The sequence below is a fragment of the Hydrogenophaga sp. H7 genome, assembly GCF_002025745.1.
GTDB lineage: Bacteria > Pseudomonadota > Gammaproteobacteria > Burkholderiales > Burkholderiaceae_C > Hydrogenophaga > Hydrogenophaga pseudoflava.
This window is the reverse complement of the sequence record NZ_MCIC01000005.1, coordinates 37,975-58,087: the sequence shown is the minus strand read 5'-3', so window position 1 is coordinate 58,087 and position 20,113 is coordinate 37,975. Positions and strand designations below refer to the sequence as shown.

15 protein-coding genes and 1 tRNA gene are annotated in these 20,113 nt (G+C 67.2%); 12 read left to right on the top strand and 4 right to left on the bottom strand.

The genetic code is table 11. From position 1 onward, the window contains the following. Window positions 1–12 precede the first annotated feature (12 nt). From rpoC to BC358_RS05625, 10 genes are all read left to right on the top strand, one after another. Window positions 13–4,227: a DNA-directed RNA polymerase subunit beta' gene (rpoC, locus tag BC358_RS05670; RefSeq protein ID WP_066160524.1), complete on the top strand. Its 4,215-nt coding sequence runs from the start codon at window positions 13–15 to the stop codon at window positions 4,225–4,227. A 161-nt stretch (window positions 4,228–4,388) separates the two neighbouring features. Further along, window positions 4,389–4,982, top strand: coding sequence for a LemA family protein (locus tag BC358_RS05665; protein WP_079365074.1), 594 nt, complete (start codon window positions 4,389–4,391; stop codon window positions 4,980–4,982). 19 nt (window positions 4,983–5,001) lie between these two features. Continuing rightward, entirely contained in the window at window positions 5,002–5,985 is a 984-nt protein-coding gene (locus BC358_RS05660; RefSeq protein ID WP_066160518.1) for a M48 family metalloprotease, read from the top strand. A gap of 4 nt (window positions 5,986–5,989) precedes the next feature. After that, on the top strand, window positions 5,990–7,327 hold the full coding sequence (gene rsmB / locus BC358_RS05655; RefSeq protein WP_079365073.1) for a 16S rRNA (cytosine(967)-C(5))-methyltransferase RsmB: 1,338 nt from the start codon (window positions 5,990–5,992) through the stop codon (window positions 7,325–7,327). 40 nt (window positions 7,328–7,367) lie between these two features. Next, entirely contained in the window at window positions 7,368–7,997 is a 630-nt protein-coding gene (locus BC358_RS05650) for a DUF4390 domain-containing protein (protein WP_066160512.1), read from the top strand. Next, complete coding sequence (locus BC358_RS05645; protein WP_079365072.1) at window positions 7,954–10,272, top strand: ATP-binding protein; 2,319 nt, start codon at window positions 7,954–7,956, stop codon at window positions 10,270–10,272. Before BC358_RS05650 ends, BC358_RS05645 begins: the two co-directional genes overlap by 44 nt. A gap of 30 nt (window positions 10,273–10,302) precedes the next feature. Next, window positions 10,303–10,995 carry a response regulator gene (locus BC358_RS05640; RefSeq protein ID WP_079365071.1) on the top strand — a complete coding sequence of 231 codons (693 nt, stop codon included), beginning with the start codon at window positions 10,303–10,305 and terminating at the stop codon, window positions 10,993–10,995. A 40-nt stretch (window positions 10,996–11,035) separates the two neighbouring features. Continuing rightward, window positions 11,036–11,111: transfer RNA gene (locus BC358_RS05635), tRNA-Phe, on the top strand. A gap of 54 nt (window positions 11,112–11,165) precedes the next feature. Beyond that, complete coding sequence (locus tag BC358_RS05630; RefSeq protein ID WP_079365070.1) at window positions 11,166–11,588, top strand: YkgJ family cysteine cluster protein; 423 nt, start codon at window positions 11,166–11,168, stop codon at window positions 11,586–11,588. Further along, window positions 11,578–11,976: a hypothetical protein gene (locus BC358_RS05625; protein ID WP_079365069.1), complete on the top strand. Its 399-nt coding sequence runs from the start codon at window positions 11,578–11,580 to the stop codon at window positions 11,974–11,976. Before BC358_RS05630 ends, BC358_RS05625 begins: the two co-directional genes overlap by 11 nt. A gap of 11 nt (window positions 11,977–11,987) precedes the next feature. Here the strand turns inward: BC358_RS05625 and BC358_RS05620 are convergent, their stop codons facing one another. Both BC358_RS05620 and BC358_RS05615 read right to left on the bottom strand, forming a co-directional pair. Further along, on the bottom strand, window positions 11,988–12,467 hold the full coding sequence (locus tag BC358_RS05620) for a hypothetical protein (RefSeq protein WP_066160500.1): 480 nt from the start codon (window positions 12,465–12,467) through the stop codon (window positions 11,988–11,990). 17 nt (window positions 12,468–12,484) lie between these two features. Further along, window positions 12,485–14,557 carry an ATP-dependent helicase gene (locus BC358_RS05615; protein WP_079365068.1) on the bottom strand — a complete coding sequence of 691 codons (2,073 nt, stop codon included), beginning with the start codon at window positions 14,555–14,557 and terminating at the stop codon, window positions 12,485–12,487. A 115-nt stretch (window positions 14,558–14,672) separates the two neighbouring features. Here BC358_RS05615 and BC358_RS05610 point away from each other — a divergent pair, with 115 nt between their 5' ends. Beyond that, a complete protein-coding gene (locus BC358_RS05610; protein WP_079365067.1) occupies window positions 14,673–15,635 on the top strand; it encodes an AEC family transporter in 963 nt (320 codons plus the stop codon). A 10-nt stretch (window positions 15,636–15,645) separates the two neighbouring features. On the opposite strand, the gene BC358_RS05605 is transcribed toward BC358_RS05610, so the two are convergent. Beyond that, entirely contained in the window at window positions 15,646–16,983 is a 1,338-nt protein-coding gene (locus tag BC358_RS05605; protein WP_143434189.1) for a DUF2235 domain-containing protein, read from the bottom strand. 11 nt (window positions 16,984–16,994) lie between these two features. Beyond that, complete coding sequence (locus BC358_RS05600) at window positions 16,995–17,534, bottom strand: hypothetical protein (protein ID WP_079365065.1); 540 nt, start codon at window positions 17,532–17,534, stop codon at window positions 16,995–16,997. A 326-nt stretch (window positions 17,535–17,860) separates the two neighbouring features. Here BC358_RS05600 and katG point away from each other — a divergent pair, with 326 nt between their 5' ends. After that, window positions 17,861–20,077, top strand: a complete 2,217-nt coding sequence (gene katG, locus BC358_RS05595; protein WP_079365064.1) for a catalase/peroxidase HPI — start codon at window positions 17,861–17,863, stop codon at window positions 20,075–20,077. Window positions 20,078–20,113: the final 36 nt, after the last annotated feature.

Genomic DNA, 20,113 nt, shown 5'->3' with positions numbered 1-20,113 from the left:
GGAAAGCAATTCATGAAATCCTTGCTCGACCTGTTCAAGCAGTTCACGCCCGACGAACACTTCGATGCGATCCGCATCGGTTTGGCCTCGCCGGAAAAAATCCGCTCCTGGTCCTTCGGTGAAGTCAAGAAGCCCGAGACCATCAACTACCGCACGTTCAAGCCCGAGCGCGACGGTCTGTTCTGCGCCAAGATCTTCGGCCCCATCAAGGACTACGAGTGCCTGTGCGGCAAGTACAAGCGCCTCAAGCACCGCGGCGTGATCTGCGAGAAGTGCGGCGTTGAAGTCACGCAGACCAAGGTGCGCCGCGAGCGCATGGGTCACATCGACCTGGCCGCGCCCTGCGCCCACATCTGGTTCCTGAAGTCGCTGCCTTCGCGTCTGGGCCTGATCCTGGACATGACGCTGCGCGACATTGAGCGCGTGCTGTACTTCGAAGCCTATGTGATCGTCGACCCGGGCATGACCCCGCTGAAGAAGTTCGCGATCATGTCGGAGGACGACTACGACGCCAAGCGCAAGGAATACGGCGACGAGTTCATCGCCAAGATGGGCGCCGAGGGCATCAAGGAACTGCTGCAGGCCATCGACCTCGACATCGAGATCGAGAAGCTGCGCAACGACCTGACCGGCTCCGAGCTGAAGATCAAGAAGAACGCCAAGCGCCTGAAGGTGCTGGAAGCCTTCAAGAAATCCGGCATCAAGCCCGAGTGGATGGTGCTGGACGTGCTGCCCGTGCTGCCGCCGGACCTGCGTCCGCTGGTGCCGCTGGACGGCGGCCGCTTCGCGACCTCCGACCTGAACGACCTGTACCGCCGCGTCATCAACCGCAACAGCCGTCTGCGCCGCCTGCTGGAACTCAAGGCTCCTGAAATCATCGCACGCAACGAAAAGCGGATGCTGCAGGAAGCCGTGGACTCGCTGCTGGACAACGGCCGCCGTGGCAAGGCCATGACGGGCGCCAACAAGCGCGCCCTGAAGTCGCTGGCCGACATGATCAAGGGCAAGAGCGGCCGCTTCCGCCAGAACTTGCTGGGCAAGCGCGTCGACTACTCGGGCCGTTCCGTCATCACCGTGGGCCCGACCCTGAAGCTGCACCAGTGCGGTCTGCCCAAGCTGATGGCCCTGGAGCTGTTCAAGCCCTTCATCTTCTCGCGCCTGGAAGCCATGGGCATCGCCACCACCATCAAGGCGGCGAAGAAGGAAGTCGAATCCGGCACGCCGGTGGTGTGGGACATCCTGGAAGAGGTCATCAAGGAACACCCGGTTCTGCTGAACCGTGCGCCCACGCTGCACCGCCTGGGCATCCAGGCTTTCGAGCCCATCCTGATCGAAGGCAAGGCCATCCAGCTGCACCCGCTCGTCTGCGCGGCCTTCAACGCCGACTTCGACGGTGACCAGATGGCCGTTCACGTGCCGCTGTCGGTGGAAGCCCAGCTGGAAGCCCGCACGCTGATGCTGGCCTCCAACAACGTGCTGTTCCCCGCCAACGGCGAACCCTCCATCGTGCCCTCGCAGGACGTGGTGCTGGGTCTGTACTACGCGACCCGCGAGCGCATCAACGGCAAGGGCGAAGGCATGGTCTTCGCCGACCTGGCCGAGCTGCAGCGTGCGCTGGACAACGGCGTGGTCGAGATCACCGCCAAGATCAGCGTGCGTCTGACCGAGTGGACCAAGAACAAGGAAACCGGCGAGTTCGTGCCCTCCACCAAGCTGGTGGACACGACTGTGGGCCGTGCCCTGCTGTCGGAAATCCTGCCCAAGGGCCTGGCCTTCGAGGTGCTGAACAAGGCGCTGAAGAAGAAGGAAATCTCCAAGCTGATCAACGCCTCCTTCCGCAAGTGCGGTCTGAAGGAGACCGTGGTCTTCGCCGACAAGCTGCTGCAGAACGGTTTCCGCCTGGCCACCCGCGCCGGCATCTCGATCTGTGTGGACGACATGCTGGTGCCCAAGGAGAAGGCCGGCGTGATCGAGCGCGCCGAAGCCGAGGTGAAGGAAATCGCCCAGCAGTACGCCTCCGGTCTGGTGACCGCCGGCGAGCGCTACAACAAGGTGGTGGACATCTGGGGCAAGGCCGGTGACGAGATCTCCAAGGTCATGATGGCCCAGCTGGCCAAGCAGAAGACCATTGACGCGTCGGGCAAGGAAGTCGACCAGGAATCGTTCAACTCGATCTACATGATGGCCGACTCCGGTGCCCGCGGTTCCGCGGCCCAGATCCGCCAGCTGGCCGGCATGCGCGGCCTGATGGCCAAGCCGGACGGCTCCATCATCGAGACCCCCATCACGGCGAACTTCCGTGAAGGTCTGAACGTGCTGCAGTACTTCATCTCCACCCACGGCGCCCGGAAGGGTCTGGCCGACACGGCGCTGAAGACGGCGAACTCCGGTTACCTGACACGCCGTCTGGTGGACGTGACGCAAGACCTGGTGGTGAACCAGGAAGACTGCGGCACGACCAATGGCACGCTGATGCGCGCCATCGTCGAGGGCGGTGAAGTGATCGAGTCGCTGCGCGACCGCATCCTGGGCCGCACCACGGCCGAGGAAGTGATCCACCCCGAAACCCGCAAGGTGTTGCTGGGCGCCGGCGTGCTGCTGGACGAAGACATGCTCGACGACCTTGAGGCCGCTGGCGTGGACGAAGTGAAGGTCCGCACGGCCCTGACCTGCGAGACCCGCTTCGGCATCTGCGCCAAGTGCTATGGCCGCGACCTGGGTCGTGGCGGTCTGGTGAACATCGGCGAAGCGGTCGGCGTGATCGCTGCCCAGTCCATCGGTGAGCCCGGCACGCAGCTGACCATGCGCACCTTCCACATCGGTGGTGCCGCGTCCCGTGCGGCCGTGGCCTCCAGCGTGGAAGCCAAGTCCTCGGGCGTGATCGGCTTCAACGCCACGATGCGCTACGTGACCAACACCAAGGGTGAACTGGTGGTGATTGCGCGTTCCGGCGAAATCATCATCCACGACGAACACGGTCGTGAGCGCGAGCGTCACAAGGTGCCTTACGGTGCCACGCTGTCGGTCAAGGCCGACCAGCAGATCAAGGCAGGCGCCATCCTCGCCAACTGGGACCCGCTGACCCGACCCATCATCACGGAATTCGCCGGTACGGTGAAGTTCGAGAACGTGGAAGAAGGTCTGACGGTGGCCAAGCAGGTCAACGACGTGACCGGTCTGTCCTCGCTGGTGGTGATCGATCCGAAGCACCGCGGCTCCGCCAAGGTGGTGCGCCCGCTGGTCAAGCTGCTGGATGCCCAGGGCCAGGAAGTGAAGATCCCCGGCACCGATCACTCGGTGACGGTGGGCTTCCAGATCGGCGCGCTGCTGGAAGTGCGCGACGGTCAGGACGTCGGCCCCGGCCACGTGCTGGCGCGCATCCCGGTCGAAGGCCAGAAGACGCGCGACATCACCGGCGGTCTGCCACGGGTGGCCGAGCTCTTCGAAGCCCGCAGCCCGAAGGACAAGGGCATGCTGGCCGAGATGACCGGCACGGTGTCGTTCGGCAAGGAAACCAAGGGCAAGGTCCGCCTGCAGATCACCGATCCGGAAGGCAAGGTCTGGGACGAGCTCATCCCCAAGGAAAAGAACATCCTGGTGCACGAAGGCCAGGTGGTCAACAAGGGCGAGAGCGTGGTGGACGGTCCGGCCGATCCGCAGGACATCCTGCGCCTGCTGGGCATTGAAGAGCTGTCGCGCTACATCGTCGACGAGGTGCAGGACGTCTACCGTCTGCAGGGTGTGAAGATCAACGACAAGCACATCGAGGTGATCGTTCGCCAGATGCTGCGCCGCGTCGTGGTCGAGAACCCGGGCGATTCGTCCTACATCGCCGGCGAGCAGGTCGAGCGTTCGGAGATCCTCAACACCAACGACGCCCTGCGCGCCGAAGGCAAGATCCCCGCGACCTACTCCAACGTGCTGCTGGGCATCACCAAGGCCTCGCTGTCGACCGACTCGTTCATCTCGGCCGCGTCCTTCCAGGAAACGACCCGCGTGCTCACCGAAGCCGCGATCATGGGCAAGAAGGACGAGCTGCGCGGCCTGAAGGAAAACGTCATCGTCGGCCGCCTGATCCCCGCGGGCACCGGCATGGCCTATCACGAAGCCCGCAAGGTCAAGGAAAAGATGGACGACGAGGAGCGCCGCGCCATCGCCGAGGCCGACGCGCTGTCGCTGGCCGCGGACCAGGCCGAAGCCGCCGGTTCCGGCGAAGCGTCGGAATAAGCCGGCACCAGGACGGAACCGCCGTCCGATCCTTCAACGCCCCCGGTCGTCAGGCCGGGGGCGTTTTTCATGGGTGCTCCACACCGGGGTGGTCAGGGGCTTGGGCTATATTGCGCACGCCCGCCGGGGCGGTCCCGGCGCCTCACGAAGGAGCGTTCGAGATGTCGCCTGTGTCATGGATCCTGCTGGCTGCCGCTCTGCTGGTGGTGTTCTGGGCCGTCGGAGCCTTCAACCGCCTGACCCGTCTGAAGAACGCGATCGCCAACGCCTTTGGTCAGATCGACGTGCAGCTCAAGCGCCGCTACGACCTGATTCCCAACCTGGTCGAAGTCGCACGCAAGTACCTGGCCCACGAAGCGCAGACGCTGGAGGCTGTGATTGCGGCGCGCAACCAGGCCCGCAGCGCCGAGCAGTCGGCCGCGGCCAGTCCGCTGAACGCTGGCGCCATCGGCGCGCTGGCCGGGGCCGAGCAGGTGCTCGGCGGTGCGCTCGGGCGCCTGATGGCGGTGGCCGAGGCGTACCCGGAACTCAAGGCCGACCAGACCATGCGCGAGCTCAGCGAGGAACTGGCCAGCACCGAGAACCGCATCGGCTTCGCGCGCCAGGCCTACAACGACCACGTGCTGGAATTCAACGACGCGGCGGCGCAGTTCCCGACCCTGATCATCGCGCGCCTGTTCAACTTCCAGACCCAGTCCATGCTGGCCTCGACCACCAGCGAGGCCGAGCGCCAGCCGGTCAAGGTGTCTTTCTGAACGGCGCTGTCCCCGGCCCGTGCTGATCTTCGAATCGCAGCGAGAAGCGCGCGTCCGCACGCTGCGGCTGCTGCTGGCCTTTGGTGTAGCGGTGCTGCTGCTGGTCGTGCTGGTCAATGCCGCGCTGGCCCTCGCCTGGGGGCTCACCTGGAGCTTCTGGGTGCCCGGCGCGGGGTATCCACACTATTTCTTCGAGGTCAACACCGCCGTGACCCTGCTGTTCGTGCTGGGGGGCTGGTGGCTGGAGACGTCCCGCCTGTCGCGTGGCGGCCGGGTGCTGGCAGAACAGATGGGCGCCCGGCTGGCGCAGTCCAGCGACTTCGCCGAGCAGCGCTTTGCCAACATCGTCGACGAGATGGCGATCTCGTCGGGCATGAAACGACCGGTGGCGATGGTGCTGGCGCGAGACGAGGGCATCAACGCCTTCGCCGCCGGCTGGGACGAGGACGACGCGGTGGTGGCGGTGACCAGCGGCGCGCTGGAACACCTGAGCCGCGAGGAACTGCAGGGGCTGGTGGCGCACGAATTCAGCCACATTCGCGAGGGCGACACCCGCCTTAACATGCGGCTGGTGGGCATGGTGTTCGGGCTGGAGATGCTGTTTCGTATGGGCCAGGACCTGGCCGAACCCGACATCCGCGAACACCGCACCCTTGCGACCCTGCTCGGGCTGGCGCTGATGGGCGCTGGCTGGCTGGGCTGGATGACGGGCCACGCGTTGCAGGCCGCGGTCTCGCGCCAGCGCGAGTTCCTGGCCGATGCCCGCTCGGTGCAGTGGACGCGCAGCCGCGACGGTATCGGCGGCGTGCTGCGCAAGGTGATGAGCCAGCAGAACGAGGGTGTGCAGTCGCGTCGCATCGGCTCCATGGTGCAGCACATGCTGCTGGTCGGTACCGAAGAGGGGCGCATGGCACACTGGTTCGACTCCCATCCCTCTCTCGAAGAACGTGTGCGCCGCATTTACGGACGGCGCATGGCGCCTTTGCCCTTGAACCAGGCCTGATCCTTTGAACGACGCTCTTTCTCCGCGCCAGGTGCCCCGCCTGAGCGACCAGTTGCACGAAGTGGCGCGCTGCGTGTTCGCGGTCGAACAGGGGCGCTCGCTGACCGAGGTCCTGCCCCAGGTGCCGTCGGGCCTGCGCCCCGGCGTGCAGTCCCTGACCTTTCAGGTGCTCCGTCACCTGGGCACGGCCCGCGCCGTGGCGCGGCTGCTGGCCCGGCGCCCGCCGGCCCCCGCGGCGCTGGCGCTGCTGCACACCGCGCTGGCCCTGCTGATCGGCGACGGGCAGGGCGCCTCCTACCCGCCCCACACCCTGGTCGACCAGGCGGTCGACGCCGCCAAGCGCGGGCGCGACACGCGCATGCAGTCCGGCTTTCTCAACGCCTGCCTGCGGCGCTACCTGCGCGAATCGTCGGCACTGCTGGCGCAGGCCCGGCAGGACCCGTCTGCCCTCTGGAACCACCTGGCCTGGTGGGTCGAGCGCGTGCGGCGCGACCATCCCGCCCACTGGGAGGCCATCCTGGCGGCGAGCAACCAGCCCGGCCCCATGGTGCTGCGCGTGAACCGCCGCCGCGTGACGCGCGAGGCGTACGCGGCGCAGCTGGCCGAACAGGGCATCGGCGCGGTGCCGCTCGGAGACGACGGGCTGTTGCTGGCCTCGCCGCAACCCGTGGACCGGTTGCCCGGGTTTGACCAGGGGCTGTGTTCCGTGCAGGACGGTGCGGCCCAGCTGGCGGCCGGCCTGCTGCTGGAGGGCCGCGACTGGCGCCGGGGTGACCGGGTGCTGGATGCCTGCGCGGCGCCGGGTGGCAAGACGGCCCATCTGCTGGAGCGCGCCGACCTGGACCTGCTGGCGCTGGACGTCGATCCGCGCCGCTGCGAGCGCATCCACCAGAACCTGCAACGGCTGGGCCTGCAGGCCGAGGTGCGGGCCGCCGACGCTGGGGAGCCCTCGGGCTGGTGGGACGGCCGCTCCTTCGATGCCATCCTGCTGGATGCGCCATGCACCGCGTCGGGCATCGTGCGCCGCCACCCGGACGTGCGCTGGCTGCGCCGCCCGGGCGATGTCGGGCAGCTGGTGGCGATCCAGCGCCGGCTGCTGGACACCCTCTGGCCGCTGCTCAAGCCAGGCGGGCGCCTGGTCTATTGCACCTGTTCGGTCTTTCGTGCCGAGGGGCAGGAACAGGTCGATGCGTTCCTTGAGCGCCACACCGACGCCCTTGCGCTCCCTTCCCCGGGGCATTTGCGACCCGGAACTGTCATCGCCAACGGGGAGTTCAACGACAATGATCCGGGTGGATACGACGGATTTTTCTACGCCCGCATGGACAAGGCGAGGCCTTGATCCCGTGACGCCCGGACCGACAGTCCGGCCGTGGCGACGGGTGTGGACCTGTCTGCTGGCCGGCGTGCTGCTGTGGTGCCTGATGCTGGCGGCGCCGGCCATGGCCCGCGAACCGGAGGTGCTGCAGAGCACGGTCCAGCGCAGCGCCGATGGCGCCAAGCTGTCGGTGCGGCTGGCCCTGGAAGCCTCTCCCCCGGTGGAAGACGCCCTGCTCAAGGGTGTGCCGCTCTATTTTGTCTGGCAGGCCGACGTGGTCCGGGAGCGCTGGTACTGGACCGACAAGCGCATGGGTTCGGCCTCTCGCACGGTGCGTCTGGCCTACCAGCCGCTGACCCGACGCTGGCGCGTCAGTGTTTCCACCGACGGCGCCCCGAACGCCGCGGGGCTGCAGTACGCACTGCACCAGAACTTCGACGATCTGGACGAGGCGCTGGCCTCCGTCAGCCGGGTGGCGGGCTGGACCATCGTGGAGCCCGGACGCCTGGAGGAGGGGGTGGACTACCGCGCCCAGTGGCGCTTCCGGCTGGACCTGTCGCTGCTGCCGCGACCCTTCCAGATTGGCATGGCCAACCAGCCCGAGTGGCTGATCGAGGTGCAGCGCAGCTTCGACCTGCCGACCCGCAACGATGGCGAGGGCGCGCCCGCAACTGCCACGGGAGACACCCGCTGACCCCGCGGTGGAGGTGAACCAGGTGAAACGGGACGACCCCAAGCTCGACCCCAAGGCCTCCCGGCGGCGGCGCTGGGCGCTGCTGGTGGCGCTGGTGTTCATGGCGGGTCTGGGCCTGGTGCTGATGTTCCTGCTCACGCTGGCCACCCGCAACCGCGCCTTCTACGAACAGAACTTCGGCTGGCTGGCGATGGTGAACGTGGCGGTGGCGGTGCTGCTGGCGCTGATCATCGTGTGGCTGGCCGTGCGTCTCTACATGCGGTTCCGGCTCGGGCGCTTCGGCAGCCGGCTGCTGCTCAAGCTGGCCGCCATCATCGGGCTGGTGGGCGTGCTGCCGGGGGTGCTCATCTACACCGTGTCCTACCAGTTCGTGTCGCGTTCCATCGAAAGCTGGTTCGACGTGCGCGTCGAGTCGGCCCTGGCCGCCGGCCTGAACCTCGGGCGCACCACCCTGGACACCATGAGTGCGGACCTGGGGGAAAAAACCCGCATGGTGGCGGAGGAGCTGGCGCGCCAGCCCCGCTCGTCGGCGCTGCTGGCCATGGAACGCCTGCGCACGCGGCTGGGGGCCAGCGACATGGTGCTCTGGAGCGCGTCCGGGCAGGCGCTGGCCACGGCGGGCGCATCCCGCTTCGACTTCACACCCAACCGGCCGCCGCTGGCGGTGCTGCGCACCGTGCGCGCCAAGCGGGTGGTGGCGCAGGTCGAAGGCCTGGAGGAACGGGACGCCGGAGACAGCGACATCGAGGGGCTGGCGCTCGGCCAGGCCCGCATCAAGGTGCTGGCCCTGGTCAGCGCACCGGGCTTCGATCTGGACGATGAACCGCGCTATCTGCAGGTGGTGGTGCCGCTGTCCGAGGCGCTGGTCACCGACGCGCTGGCGGTCCAGGTGGCCAACCGCGAATACCAGGAGCGTGCCCTGGGTCGCGAAGGCCTGCGGCGGATGTACATCGGCACCCTGACCCTGGCGCTGTTCCTGTCCGTGTTCGGCGCCGTGCTGCTGGCCGTGGTGCTGGGCAACCAGATGGTGCGGCCGCTGCTGGTGCTGGCCGAGGGCATGCGCGAGGTGGCGCAAGGCGACCTCTCGCCCAAGGCGGCCATGGCCTCGCGCGACGAACTGGCCGGGCTCACGCGCACCTTTGCCCGCATGACCCAGGAACTGGCCGATGCACGCGAGACGGTGCAGCGCAGCATGCAGCAGGTGGACGCGGCACGCGACAACCTGCAGACGATCCTGGACAACCTGACCGCGGGTGTGGCGGTGCTGGACGAGCAAGGTAGGCTGCGCAGCGTCAACCCCGGCGCCTCGCGCATCCTTCGCACACCGCTGGCCCTGCATCTGGGCCAGCCGCTGACCGAGCTGCCGGGGCTGGAAGCCTTCGGACAGGGGGTGATGCAGCAGTTCGAGCGCTTCCTGTCGGACGACACGCCGCATGGCGGCGGCCACTGGCAGCAGTCGTTCGAGCTCGGGGAGCACGACCGCCTGCCGGTCGAAGGCAGCATTACCCTGATCGCCCGCGGCGCGCTGCTGCCCAACAACGAGCGGCTGCTGGTGTTCGATGACGTCTCCGAGATGGTGTCGGCCCAGCGCGCACAGGCCTGGGGCGACGTGGCACGGCGTCTGGCGCACGAAATCAAGAACCCGCTGACGCCGATCCAGCTCTCGGCCGAGCGGCTGGCGATGAAGCTCGAAGGCAAGGTGCAGCCCTCCGAACAGGCCATCCTCAACAAGTCGGTGCGCACCATCGTCGACCAGGTGGATGCGATGAAGCGGCTGGTCAACGAATTTCGCGACTACGCCCGCCTGCCGGCGGCGCACCTGGCGCCCACCGACCTCAATGCCCTGATCAAGGACATTCTGGTGCTCTACGACCACGCGGCGATCCCGGTGCGGACCGAGCTGGCCGAACAACTGCCGCCCGTGATGGCGGACCCGCAGCAGGTGCGCCAGATCGTGCACAACCTGGTCCAGAACGCGCAGGACGCCATGGCCGGTCAGACCGACGCCTTTGTGCTGCTGCGCACGCGCCGTTCCGACAGCGGACCCTGGGTCCGGCTGGCGGTGATCGATCAGGGGCCCGGGTTTGCCGAACACATCCTCAAGCGCGCCTTCGAGCCCTATGTGACCACCAAGTCCAAGGGCACCGGACTGGGGTTGGCGGTGGTCAAGAAAATCATGGAGGAGCACGGCGGCCGGGTCGACATTGGCAACCGCATGACGGAGAACAAAGTGACGGGGGCGCAAGTGTCGTTATCATTCGCAGTTGCGAATTGACAACATCGAACGAGGGACACTTTCGGGACCATGGCAACTATTCTGGTAGTAGACGACGAGCTGGGCATCCGCGACCTGCTCTCCGAGATCCTCAACGACGAAGGGCACACCGTCGAACTGGCGGAGAACGCCGCCCAGGCGCGCAGTGTGCGCACCCAGCTCAGACCCGATCTCGTGCTGCTGGACATCTGGATGCCCGATACCGACGGCGTGACACTGCTCAAGGAATGGGCCAGCTCCGGCATGCTGACCATGCCGGTGATCATGATGAGTGGCCACGCCACCATCGACACGGCGGTCGAGGCCACGCGCATCGGCGCCACCGCCTTTCTTGAAAAACCCATCACGCTTCAGAAGCTGCTCAAGGCGGTGGACATTGGTCTGAACAAGTCCATGCACAAGCCGGTGGCCCCGGTGGTGCAAAAGCCCGGGTTGCAGATGGCACCCGCCGACCTCACGGTCGAGGCGGCCATGACCGGCGGCACCCTGCCCGAGATGGTGCTGGACATCGGGCCGCAGTCTCATCAGTCCTTCAACCTCGACGGCCCGCTGCGCGAGGCGCGGGACGAGTTCGAGAAGGCCTATTTCGAATACCACCTGGCCAAGGAGTCCGGTTCGATGACCCGCGTGGCGGAGAAGACCGGCCTGGAGCGCACCCACCTCTACCGCAAGCTCAAGCAGCTGGGGGTGGATCTGGCGCGCAGCAAGCGCAATGCACTTTGATCGGCCTCGCGCAAAAGTACTGCTATAATCGAGAGCTCTTGGCCCGGTAGCTCAGTTGGTAGAGCAGCGGATTGAAAATCCGCGTGTCGGTGGTTCGATTCCGCCCCAGGCCACCAAATTCCAGAACGCCCAGCACCCGCTGGGCGTTTTGCTTTGTGGCTGTCTCCTCCATGAGATCCTCGATCCACATCGTCGACGTCGACCGCACCGAGACCTGGACGCGTTACCGCGCCGGCATGTGCGACAGCTGCCAGGCCAACTGCTGCACCATGCCGCTGGAAGTGCGGCTGCCCGATCTTGTGCGGCTGGGCATCGTGGACGTCTTCGAGGTCGAGCACGAGGCGCCCAAGCAGATCGCCCGGCGGCTGGAAAAGGCGGGGCTGATCGAGCACTTCAACTTCAAACGCGAGGTCTTCACCATCGCGCGGCGGGCCAGCGGCGACTGCCATTTCCTGGATGCGAAGACGCGGCGCTGCACCGTCTACGAGCAGCGGCCCGACACCTGCCGCAAGCACCCGCAGGTGGGGCCGCGGCCGAATCACTGCCCTTACGGCGCGAAGCGCCAGACGGGAGGCACGGGTCATGACCGCTGAGCATTTGCCGCGCCTGCTGGCCGACGACCTGCGTGCGCTGGCAGCGGCACGACAGCCGGGGCGCTGCTCGGCCTGTGCGCCGCTGGTGGGCGCCGGCTGGGACTCGGTGCCGGCCACCTTCGACCTGTCCGCTCTGCGGTGCGTCGGTACGCTGCGCGATGAACAGATCGACGAGCCCACGCTGCTGGAACACCATCCGCGCGGCACGCACGCCTGGTCGCCCGATGCGCCCATCGCCCCAGCCTTCTTTCCCTACAACCGGTGCGATGTGTGGGTCTGCAGGGCCTGCGCGCGTCCCTTCCTGCGCTACACCGAATACGGCGGCTACTACGAGGACCAGCGCATTCGCGAACTGGGCGCGGGGCTGCTGGACGACACGCAGCCCTGAGGGCCGGCGGCTCAGTGTCCCGCGGGCGCCCGCTGCAACAGGAACTGCAGCGCCGGGCCGGCGTCGGACCGGCCTTCGGCGGGGCGGCGCTGGCCCCGGATGGTCCGGCCGCAATCGGAGGGCTGGCCGTTCCACACCGCGTCCATGGCCCGGCCGTCGGCCGATTCGTCGAGATTGAACTCGCCGTCGTCGCCCACGTCCCCCGCCACCTCGGCTTCGAGGTCGGCCCCCGGGCCGGAGCGGCGCAGCCGTCCGCGCACGCTGCCGGGGTATTCGGGATGGGGTCCGAACAGCATGGCGCCGGTGGAGGCGGGCGCCGATTCGCTGCCGCCTTCGGGCCAGAGGACCAGGCGCCAGAGGCCGTGCAGGTCCTGCGCCTTGAGCTCGGTCGCGGTGGGACAGGGGGATGCCAGCGGCGCCAGCGGAGACTGGGCGCGGGCTGTGGACGCCAGGCCCAGCAGCGCCAGACTGGTCAGCACCAGGGCAAGCACGGAAGGTGCGGGCCGTCTCACATCGCCTCCGGCTTGGGGGCGGCCGCGGCGCGCTGCGCGAACTCGGCCCGCAGCGCGCGCAACTTCTCGCGCGGGTCTTCCTTCACCGTGGCCTGGTCCAGCGCCATTTCCTTGATGAAGCGGCTGGGCGTGCCGGGCACGCTCTCGCGGCCTTTCTTGCGGCGCTTGAGCCAGCTCACCGCCAGCGTGCGCTGGGCGCGCGTGATGCCGACGTACATCAGGCGTCGCTCTTCCTGCACCCGCAGCGCCAGCAGTTCAGCGCTGAGGTCGCTGTCGGCGTCATCGGTCTTGAAGGGCAGCAGACCTTCGTTCACGCCCACCAGCATCACGTGCGGCCACTCCAGACCCTTGGACGCGTGCAGGGTGGAAAGCGTGACCACGTTCTGGTCCTGCTCGCGGTCGGAGAGCGTGGAAATCAGCGCGATGGTCTGCACCACTTCCAGCAGGCTCTTGCGCTCGCTCTCCACCTGCACGCCCGCGCCATCGTCTTCCATCTTGCCGCCGCAGCGCCCGGCCACCCAGTCGATGAAGTCCATCACGTTGGTCCAGCGCGCTGCCGCGATTTTCTCGTTCTCTTCGCTGTCGTAGAGGTACTGCTCGTAGCCGATGTCTTTGAGCCACTGCAGCAGGAAGGCGAGCGCAGCCTCGTGGCCGACGGTGTGGCGGGCGCGGTATTCCAGGTCGTTCACCTGCCGGCCGAACTCGTGCAGCGCGGTGATGGAGCGGCTGTTCACCGCGCTGGGTAGCGAATGCGAGAACAGCGCCTCGAACAGGCTGAGCTTGTACTGCGTGGCAAAGGTGCCCAGCTGCCCCAGCGTGGTGTGGCCGATGCCGCGTTTGGGTGTGGTGGCCGCGCGCAGGAAAGCCGGGTCGTCGTTGTTGTTGGTGATCAGGCGCAGCCAGGCGCACAGGTCGCGGATCTCGGCCTTGTCGAAAAAGCTCTGTCCGCCCGAGACCTTGTAGGGGATCTGCGCGCGGCGCAGCGCCTGTTCGAACGAGCGCGCCATGTGGTTGGCGCGGTAGAGGATGGCGAAGTCGCGCCACTCCTTGTACTGCGAGTTCGCACGCAGGCTCTGGATGCGCGCCACCGCGCGTTCGGCCTCGTGTTCCTCGTTGTCGGCGTCCACCACGCGCACCGGTTCGCCTTCGCCCAGGTCGCTCCACAGCGTCTTGGGGAACAGCTTGGGGTTGGGGCCGATCACGTGGTTGGCCGCGCGCAGGATGGCGCTGGTGGAACGGTAGTTCTGCTCCAGCTTGATCACGCGCAGCTGCGGGAAATCGATGGGCAGCTTCTTGAGGTTGTCCAGCGTGGCGCCGCGCCAGCCGTAGATGGACTGGTCGTCGTCGCCCACGGCGGTGAAGCGCGCGCGTTCGCCCACCAGCAGCTTGAGCAGCTCGTACTGCGTGGCGTTGGTGTCCTGGTACTCGTCCACCAGCACGTGGCCCAGCTTCTTCTGCCACTTCTCGCGCACCTCGGGGTGTTCGCCCAGCAGCTTGAGCGGCAGGCGGATCAGGTCGTCGAAGTCCACGCTCTGGTAGGCGGTCAGCCGTTCCTCGTAGCGGGCCATGATGGTCGCGGTCACGCGCTCGTTCTCGTCCTTGGCGCGCTTGAGGGCATCGGCCGCGGTCATGCCTTCACCCTTCCAGCTGCTGATGGTCCACTGCCAGCCGCGCGCGGTGTTGGCGTCGGTGGTGCCGCCGCAGTCCTTGAGCAGGCTGGTGATGTCGTCGGTGTCGAGGATGGAGAACTGCGGCTTGAGCCCCAGCACCTGGCCGTCTTCGCGCAGCAGGCGCACGCCCAGTGCGTGGAAGGTGCAGATCAGCACCTTGCGCGCGTCGCGCCCGACCAGGTGGCCGGCGCGCTCGCGCATTTCGGCCGCCGCCTTGTTGGTGAAGGTGATGGCCGCGATGCGGTCGGCCGCCAGCCCGGCCTGGATCAGGCGGCCGATCTTGTGCGTGATCACCCGCGTCTTGCCCGAACCGGCGCCCGCCAGCACCAGGCTGGGGCCGCCCAGGTGGTTCACAGCGTCGAGCTGGGCAAGGTTGAGGCCGGGGCCGGGTGAGGACATGAGGGCGGGAGGCAGCGCAAGACGAAGCGGCGAATGATACCGGCGGGGTGCCGGCCGCGCCGGCGCGACACCCGATGCACCGGCCGAAACGTGCGCCCTGAGACAATCGCCCCCTGTGCTCAACATCCTGATCGTCACCTTCCCCTTCTTCGCGCTCGTGGCCGCGGGCTTTGTCGCCGCCCACCGGCGCATGCTGCCGCTGGAGGCGATCCCGGGGCTCAACGGCTTCGTGCTGTACTTTGCGCTGCCCTGCATGCTCTACCGCTTCGGCTCGACCACGCCGATCGCGCAGCTGCTCAATGTCACCGTGGCGGGCGTCTACCTGCTCTGTGCCCTGGTGATGGTGGCGTTCGCCATCGTCTGGACCATGGACCGCCGCATCCGCTGGAACGACGCCTCGCTGGGCGCGCTGGTGGCGGCGTTTCCCAACTCGGGTTTCATGGGCGTGCCGCTGCTGGTGGCGCTGCTGGGGCCCGCGGCGGCGGGGCCGGCCATCCTGACCATGCTGGTGGACATGGTCGTCACCAGCTCGCTGTGCGTGGCGCTCTCGCGCCTGGACGAAGGCGAGGGTCATGGGCGCGAGGCCATGATCGACGCGGGCAAGAAGGCGCTCAAGGGGGTGGCCGCCAACCCCATGCCCTGGGCCATCCTGCTCGGTGCCCTGGCGTCGTACGCGCAGTTCAGCCTGCCCGGCCCGGTCGAGAAGACCGCCTGGCTGCTGGCCGACGCGGCGTCGCCCGTGGCGCTGTTCACCATTGGCGCGGTGCTGGCGCGTTCGCAGATCCAGTCCAGCCACCCGATGCCGGTGAGCGACTACCTGCCGGTGGCGGTCATGAAGCTGGTGCTGCACCCGTTGCTGGTGCTGGCGGTGGGCCTGGCGATGCGCCAACTGGGCGTGCCGCTGGACGGCTTCGCGCTCACGGTCATCGTGCTGGTGGCCGCGCTGCCGAGCGCCAGCAACGTCTCGCTGCTGGCCGAGCGACTGGGCGCGGACAACGGGCGCATCGCCCGCATCATCCTGGTGACCACCGTCGCCGCCTTCATCACCTTCTCGGGCGCGGTGTCGCTGCTGACCTGAGCCCGTGGGCTCAGCGCGTCAGGGCCGGTTCGGTCTGCACGGGCGCGGCGCGCTCGGGTTGCGCGGCCGGTGTGGCCTGCGCCTGCTGCAGATCCTGTACCCGGTCCAGGTGCGCGGTGGTGCTGCTCTGGAGCGCCTCGTCCACACGGACCTCGTTGAAACGCCCGTTCTGGTGCTGCACCGCCACCTGTTCCCCGTTCTTGCTGAGCAGATAGCGCTTCGGGTCGCCCCAGTCCGGGTGCTCGGCCGCCTTGGCCACACAGGCCGCGCTGACCTGCAGACACTGTTCGCCGTCCAGTCCGCGCGCTTTCAGGCCGGGCGCCAGCTCGGTGTAGGACTGGCGCAGCTGCGCCTTGGTCTGCTCGGACATGCGCGGTTTGACCGTGATGCGGGGTTTGGTTTCGTCGTCGACCATCCAGCGCAGCTGCTTCCTGCCGTCCTCATCGGTCAGCACGTCGCCGTTGCGCGCGGTCTGGTAGTTCTCCGTGCGGATCATGGCCGGCTCGTTCGGGTTGTGGCGCTGCTCGGCCGGCACGTCGGCCAGCGGCACGCCGCGGCGCTGGAAATAGGCCGTCACGCCCTCGTGCACGTTGGCCGCCGTGCCGTCGCGGTCGTAGCCGCCGCCCACGCCGACGTGGTTGCCCGGGTGTTTCACCGTGGTCACACGTGGGTCGTCGCTGTAGTCCACGGGCCGGAACCAGCTGCGGCTTTCGTGCTCGGCCTGCACTACCAGCACCTGGCCCTTGACGTTGGCCGGGATGCCCGTTTCGCCCTGGACGCCGGTGGCCACCGGGTCCATCAGCGCCATACCGGTGATGGGAACGCTGCCGGGCGGGGCCACCACGGTGCCGTCGGGCGCGACCAGGCCCCGGTCGTTGACCAACTGGGCGAAGCGCACGGCGGCGGCGCAGCCCCGGCTGAAGCCGGTGACGGAGGCGCCGAGGTCGGCGGGGGTGGCACCGGGGTTCTGCTTCAGGTAAGTCTGCGCGGCGTCGCTAAAGTCTCTGTAGGCTTTTTCTGCGGCAGCGTCGATGGCAGGAGTGGGGTGCGGGCCTGCGTTGATGGCGTTGCCTTGGTCATCGCCGGTACCGACGCCAGGGTAGTAGCTGGACCGAAACGTTGGGCCTCTGTTCTTTTCTGCTTGATCAAACAGATTGCCCACATTGGTTTGATGCGGGTCGCCAGATAGATCCAGTTTCTCTTTGTGGTTGTAGGTGCCGTCGAACGCGGCGAAAAAGTTGAAGCGGGTGGATGTGCCCTGCTTGCCCGCATCACCCATGACTGCCTTGGCCTGCGGCAATTGAGCCATTTCCTCGTCACTGAGGCGTCGTACGTCAGAAGTGCCCATGTCGTCTACCGTCAAGGTTTACGAAGCGTTGGGAAGATCTCGTATGCGTACGAGTATTGGGACCTCCATGTCTTGAGAACAGGTGGCTCGTCAGACGATTTTTTGCGGCGAGGCGTAACAACGAAAACGTACAGCTGCCGGCCGTCGATCACAAAGGTGAGTTCGTGATCGGTCATGTCCTCGGGCAACCGTCCTTGCAAATTCACTCGTTCTTCAAGTACCTCGCCCGTGGACTGCAGTCGCCACTTAACCTGGAGGAAGTCTCCTACCGGCATGGGTCCGTTGACGCCAGTTCCGGGGGGCAGCTTTGTCAGTCCAGCGAAAACCGGGCTCCTCGGATTGGCGACATCGTTGCGAACCATTTGGTACTGGTCGCCATAGCTGTACGCCAGCAGGTCAACCTTGTCCGCCCACTTGTCGTAGTTGCCATCAAAGCTGAACGCATGCGAGACCATCTTCGGCCCCGTCGCACAGCCCGCCAGCACCACCAGCAGGCTCAGCGCCAGCCAACGCCGCCACAGGCGACCAAACACGGTCTGAATCGTCTTCATGTTCTTTCCTCCCCAGGTTGCATTCACTCAGGCGCGCATTGGAGCATGACCGGGCGCTCGGCTTCCATCCCCTTTGCAGGGCTTGTCAGTGGGGCGTGTTGCGCCGCCGCATTGGCAATGGCTATGAAATTGATGAAAGCAATTAGTTCGACTTTTTGATAGTGAACTTCTAAAGTCTGGGCTCATCAACCAGACCGGAGCCTGTCATGAAGCCGTCCTCATCGTCTCTCACCGTTCACAGCGACTGGATCGAGGCGCTGGCGGCCCTGGCCGCTGCGCACTGAGTCCCGTTTCCGGCCCCCCGTTTCACACCACAGGAGATCACCATGAGCAACCCGAACACCGAAGCCAAGTGTCCCTTCCACGCCGCCGGCGGCGCGCGCGCCACGCACGGTGCCCAGTCCAACGCCGACTGGTGGCCCAACCAGCTGAACCTGTCCATCCTGCACCAGCACCAGCCGGTGTCCAACCCGATGGACCCGGACTTCGACTACGCCGAAGCGTTCAGGAAGCTCGACTTCAAGGCCCTGAAGAAAGACCTGGCCGACCTGATGACCCAGAGCCAGGACTGGTGGCCCGCCGACTACGGCCACTACGGAGGCCTGATGATCCGCCTGGCCTGGCACGCCGCCGGCACCTACCGCACGGCAGACGGCCGCGGCGGCGCCAACACCGGCAACCAGCGCTTCGCGCCGCTGAACTCCTGGCCCGACAACGGCAACCTCGACAAGGGCCGCCGCCTGCTGTGGCCGATCAAGCAGAAGTACGGCAACGCCATTTCGTGGGCCGACCTCTTCATCCTGGCCGGCAACGTGGCGATGGAAACCATGGGCTTCAAGACCTTCGGCTTCGCCGGTGGCCGCCCCGACATCTGGGCGCCCGAAGAGGACATCTACTGGGGCGCCGAGAAGGAATGGCTGGCCACCAGCGACAAGCCCAACAGCCGCTACAGCGGCGAGCGCGATCTGGAGAACCCGCTGGCCGCCGTGCAGATGGGTTTGATCTACGTGAACCCGCAGGGCCCGGACGGCAAGCCCGACCCGGTGGCCTCGGGCAAGGACGTGCGCGAGACCTTCGCCCGCATGGCCATGAACGACTACGAGACTGTGGCCCTGGTGGCTGGCGGCCACACCTTCGGCAAGATGCACGGCGCCGGGGACGCGGCCCTGGTCGGGCCCGAACCCGAGGCCGCGCCTATTGAGGAAATGGGCCTGGGCTGGAAGAACGCGCACGGCACGGGCAAGGGGGGTGACACCACCACCAGCGGCTTCGAAGGCGCCTGGAAGCCCAACCCCACGCAGTGGGACATGGGCTACTTCAAGGTGCTCTTCAAATATGAGTGGGAGCAGATGACCACGGCGGCCGGCGCCATCCAGTGGCGCGCCAAGAACGTCGAGCCCGAGGACATGGTGGTCGACGCCCACGACCCCAGCAAGAAGCACCCGCCGGTGATGACCACGGCCGACCTCTCGCTGCGCTTCGACCCGGCCTACGAAAAGATCTCGCGCCATTTCGCCGCGAACCCGGACGAGTTCGCCGACGCCTACGCCCGCGCCTGGTTCAAGCTGACCCACCGCGACATGGGCCCCAAGGCCCGCTACCTCGGCCCCGAAGTGCCGGCCGAAGACCTGATCTGGCAGGACCCGGTGCCCGCTGTCGACCATCCCCTGATCGACGCCGCCGACGCCAAGGAGCTCAAGGCCCGCGTGCTGGCCAGCGGCCTCTCCGTGAGCGAGCTGGTTTCGACCGCCTGGGCATCGGCCTCGACCTACCGCGGCTCCGACATGCGCGGCGGAGCCAACGGTGCCCGCATCCGCCTGGCGCCACAGAAGGACTGGGAGGCCAACCAGCCGGCCCAGCTGGCCAAGGTGCTGGCGGTGCTAGAAGAGATCCGGCGCGGCTTCAACGCCGGCGCCGCGGGCAGCAAGAAAGTCTCTCTGGCCGACCTGATCGTGCTGGCCGGCAACGCGGGTGTCGAGGCTGCTGCGAGGGCTGCTGGCCACCCGGTCGAGGTGCCTTTCACCCCCGGCCGCACCGACGCCACGGCCGAGCAGACCGATGTGGAGTCCTTCGCGGTGCTGGAGCCGGTGGCCGACGGCTTCCGCAACTACCGCAAGCAGGCCTTCCGCGTCTCGCCCGAGGAGATGCTGCTCGACAAGGCGCAGCTGCTCACGCTCAGCGCGCCGGAGATGACGGTGCTGGTCGGTGGCCTGCGCGTGCTCGGCGCCAACCACGGCGGTTCGAAGCACGGCGTGTTCACCCAGCGCCCGGGCCAGCTGACCAACGACTTCTTCGTCAACCTGGTGGACATGTCCACCGCCTGGAAGCCGATCGGTGACAACGCCTACGAGGGCCGCGACCGCAAGAGCGGCGCCGTGAAGTGGACCGCCACCCGCGTCGACCTGGCCTTCGGTTCCAACTCGCAGCTCCGCGCGATCGCCGAGGTCTATGCCCAGAGCGACAACGGCACGAAGTTCGTCAAGGACTTCGTGGCCGCCTGGAACAAGGTGATGAACCTGGACCGCTTCGACCTGAAGAAGTAAGACCCTGAACGGGCGCGCGTGCTGCCCGGGCCCCCG

Excerpts from the sequence above, each read along its gene's own strand:
- katG (WP_079365064.1), top strand. The coding sequence starts at position 17,861 with ATGAGCAACCCGAACACCGAAGCCAAGTGTCCCTTCCACGCCGCCGGC.
- BC358_RS05665 (WP_079365074.1), top strand. The coding sequence starts at position 4,389 with ATGTCGCCTGTGTCATGGATCCTGCTGGCTGCCGCTCTGCTGGTGGTG.
- BC358_RS05645 (WP_079365072.1), top strand. The coding sequence starts at position 7,954 with ATGGCGAGGGCGCGCCCGCAACTGCCACGGGAGACACCCGCTGACCCC.
- BC358_RS05630 (WP_079365070.1), top strand. The coding sequence starts at position 11,166 with ATGAGATCCTCGATCCACATCGTCGACGTCGACCGCACCGAGACCTGG.
- BC358_RS05640 (WP_079365071.1), top strand. The coding sequence starts at position 10,303 with ATGGCAACTATTCTGGTAGTAGACGACGAGCTGGGCATCCGCGACCTG.
- BC358_RS05625 (WP_079365069.1), top strand. The coding sequence starts at position 11,578 with ATGACCGCTGAGCATTTGCCGCGCCTGCTGGCCGACGACCTGCGTGCG.
- BC358_RS05605 (WP_143434189.1), bottom strand. The coding sequence starts at position 16,983 with ATGGGCACTTCTGACGTACGACGCCTCAGTGACGAGGAAATGGCTCAA.
- BC358_RS05600 (WP_079365065.1), bottom strand. The coding sequence starts at position 17,534 with ATGAAGACGATTCAGACCGTGTTTGGTCGCCTGTGGCGGCGTTGGCTG.
- rpoC (WP_066160524.1), top strand. The coding sequence starts at position 13 with ATGAAATCCTTGCTCGACCTGTTCAAGCAGTTCACGCCCGACGAACAC.
- BC358_RS05615 (WP_079365068.1), bottom strand. The coding sequence starts at position 14,557 with ATGTCCTCACCCGGCCCCGGCCTCAACCTTGCCCAGCTCGACGCTGTG.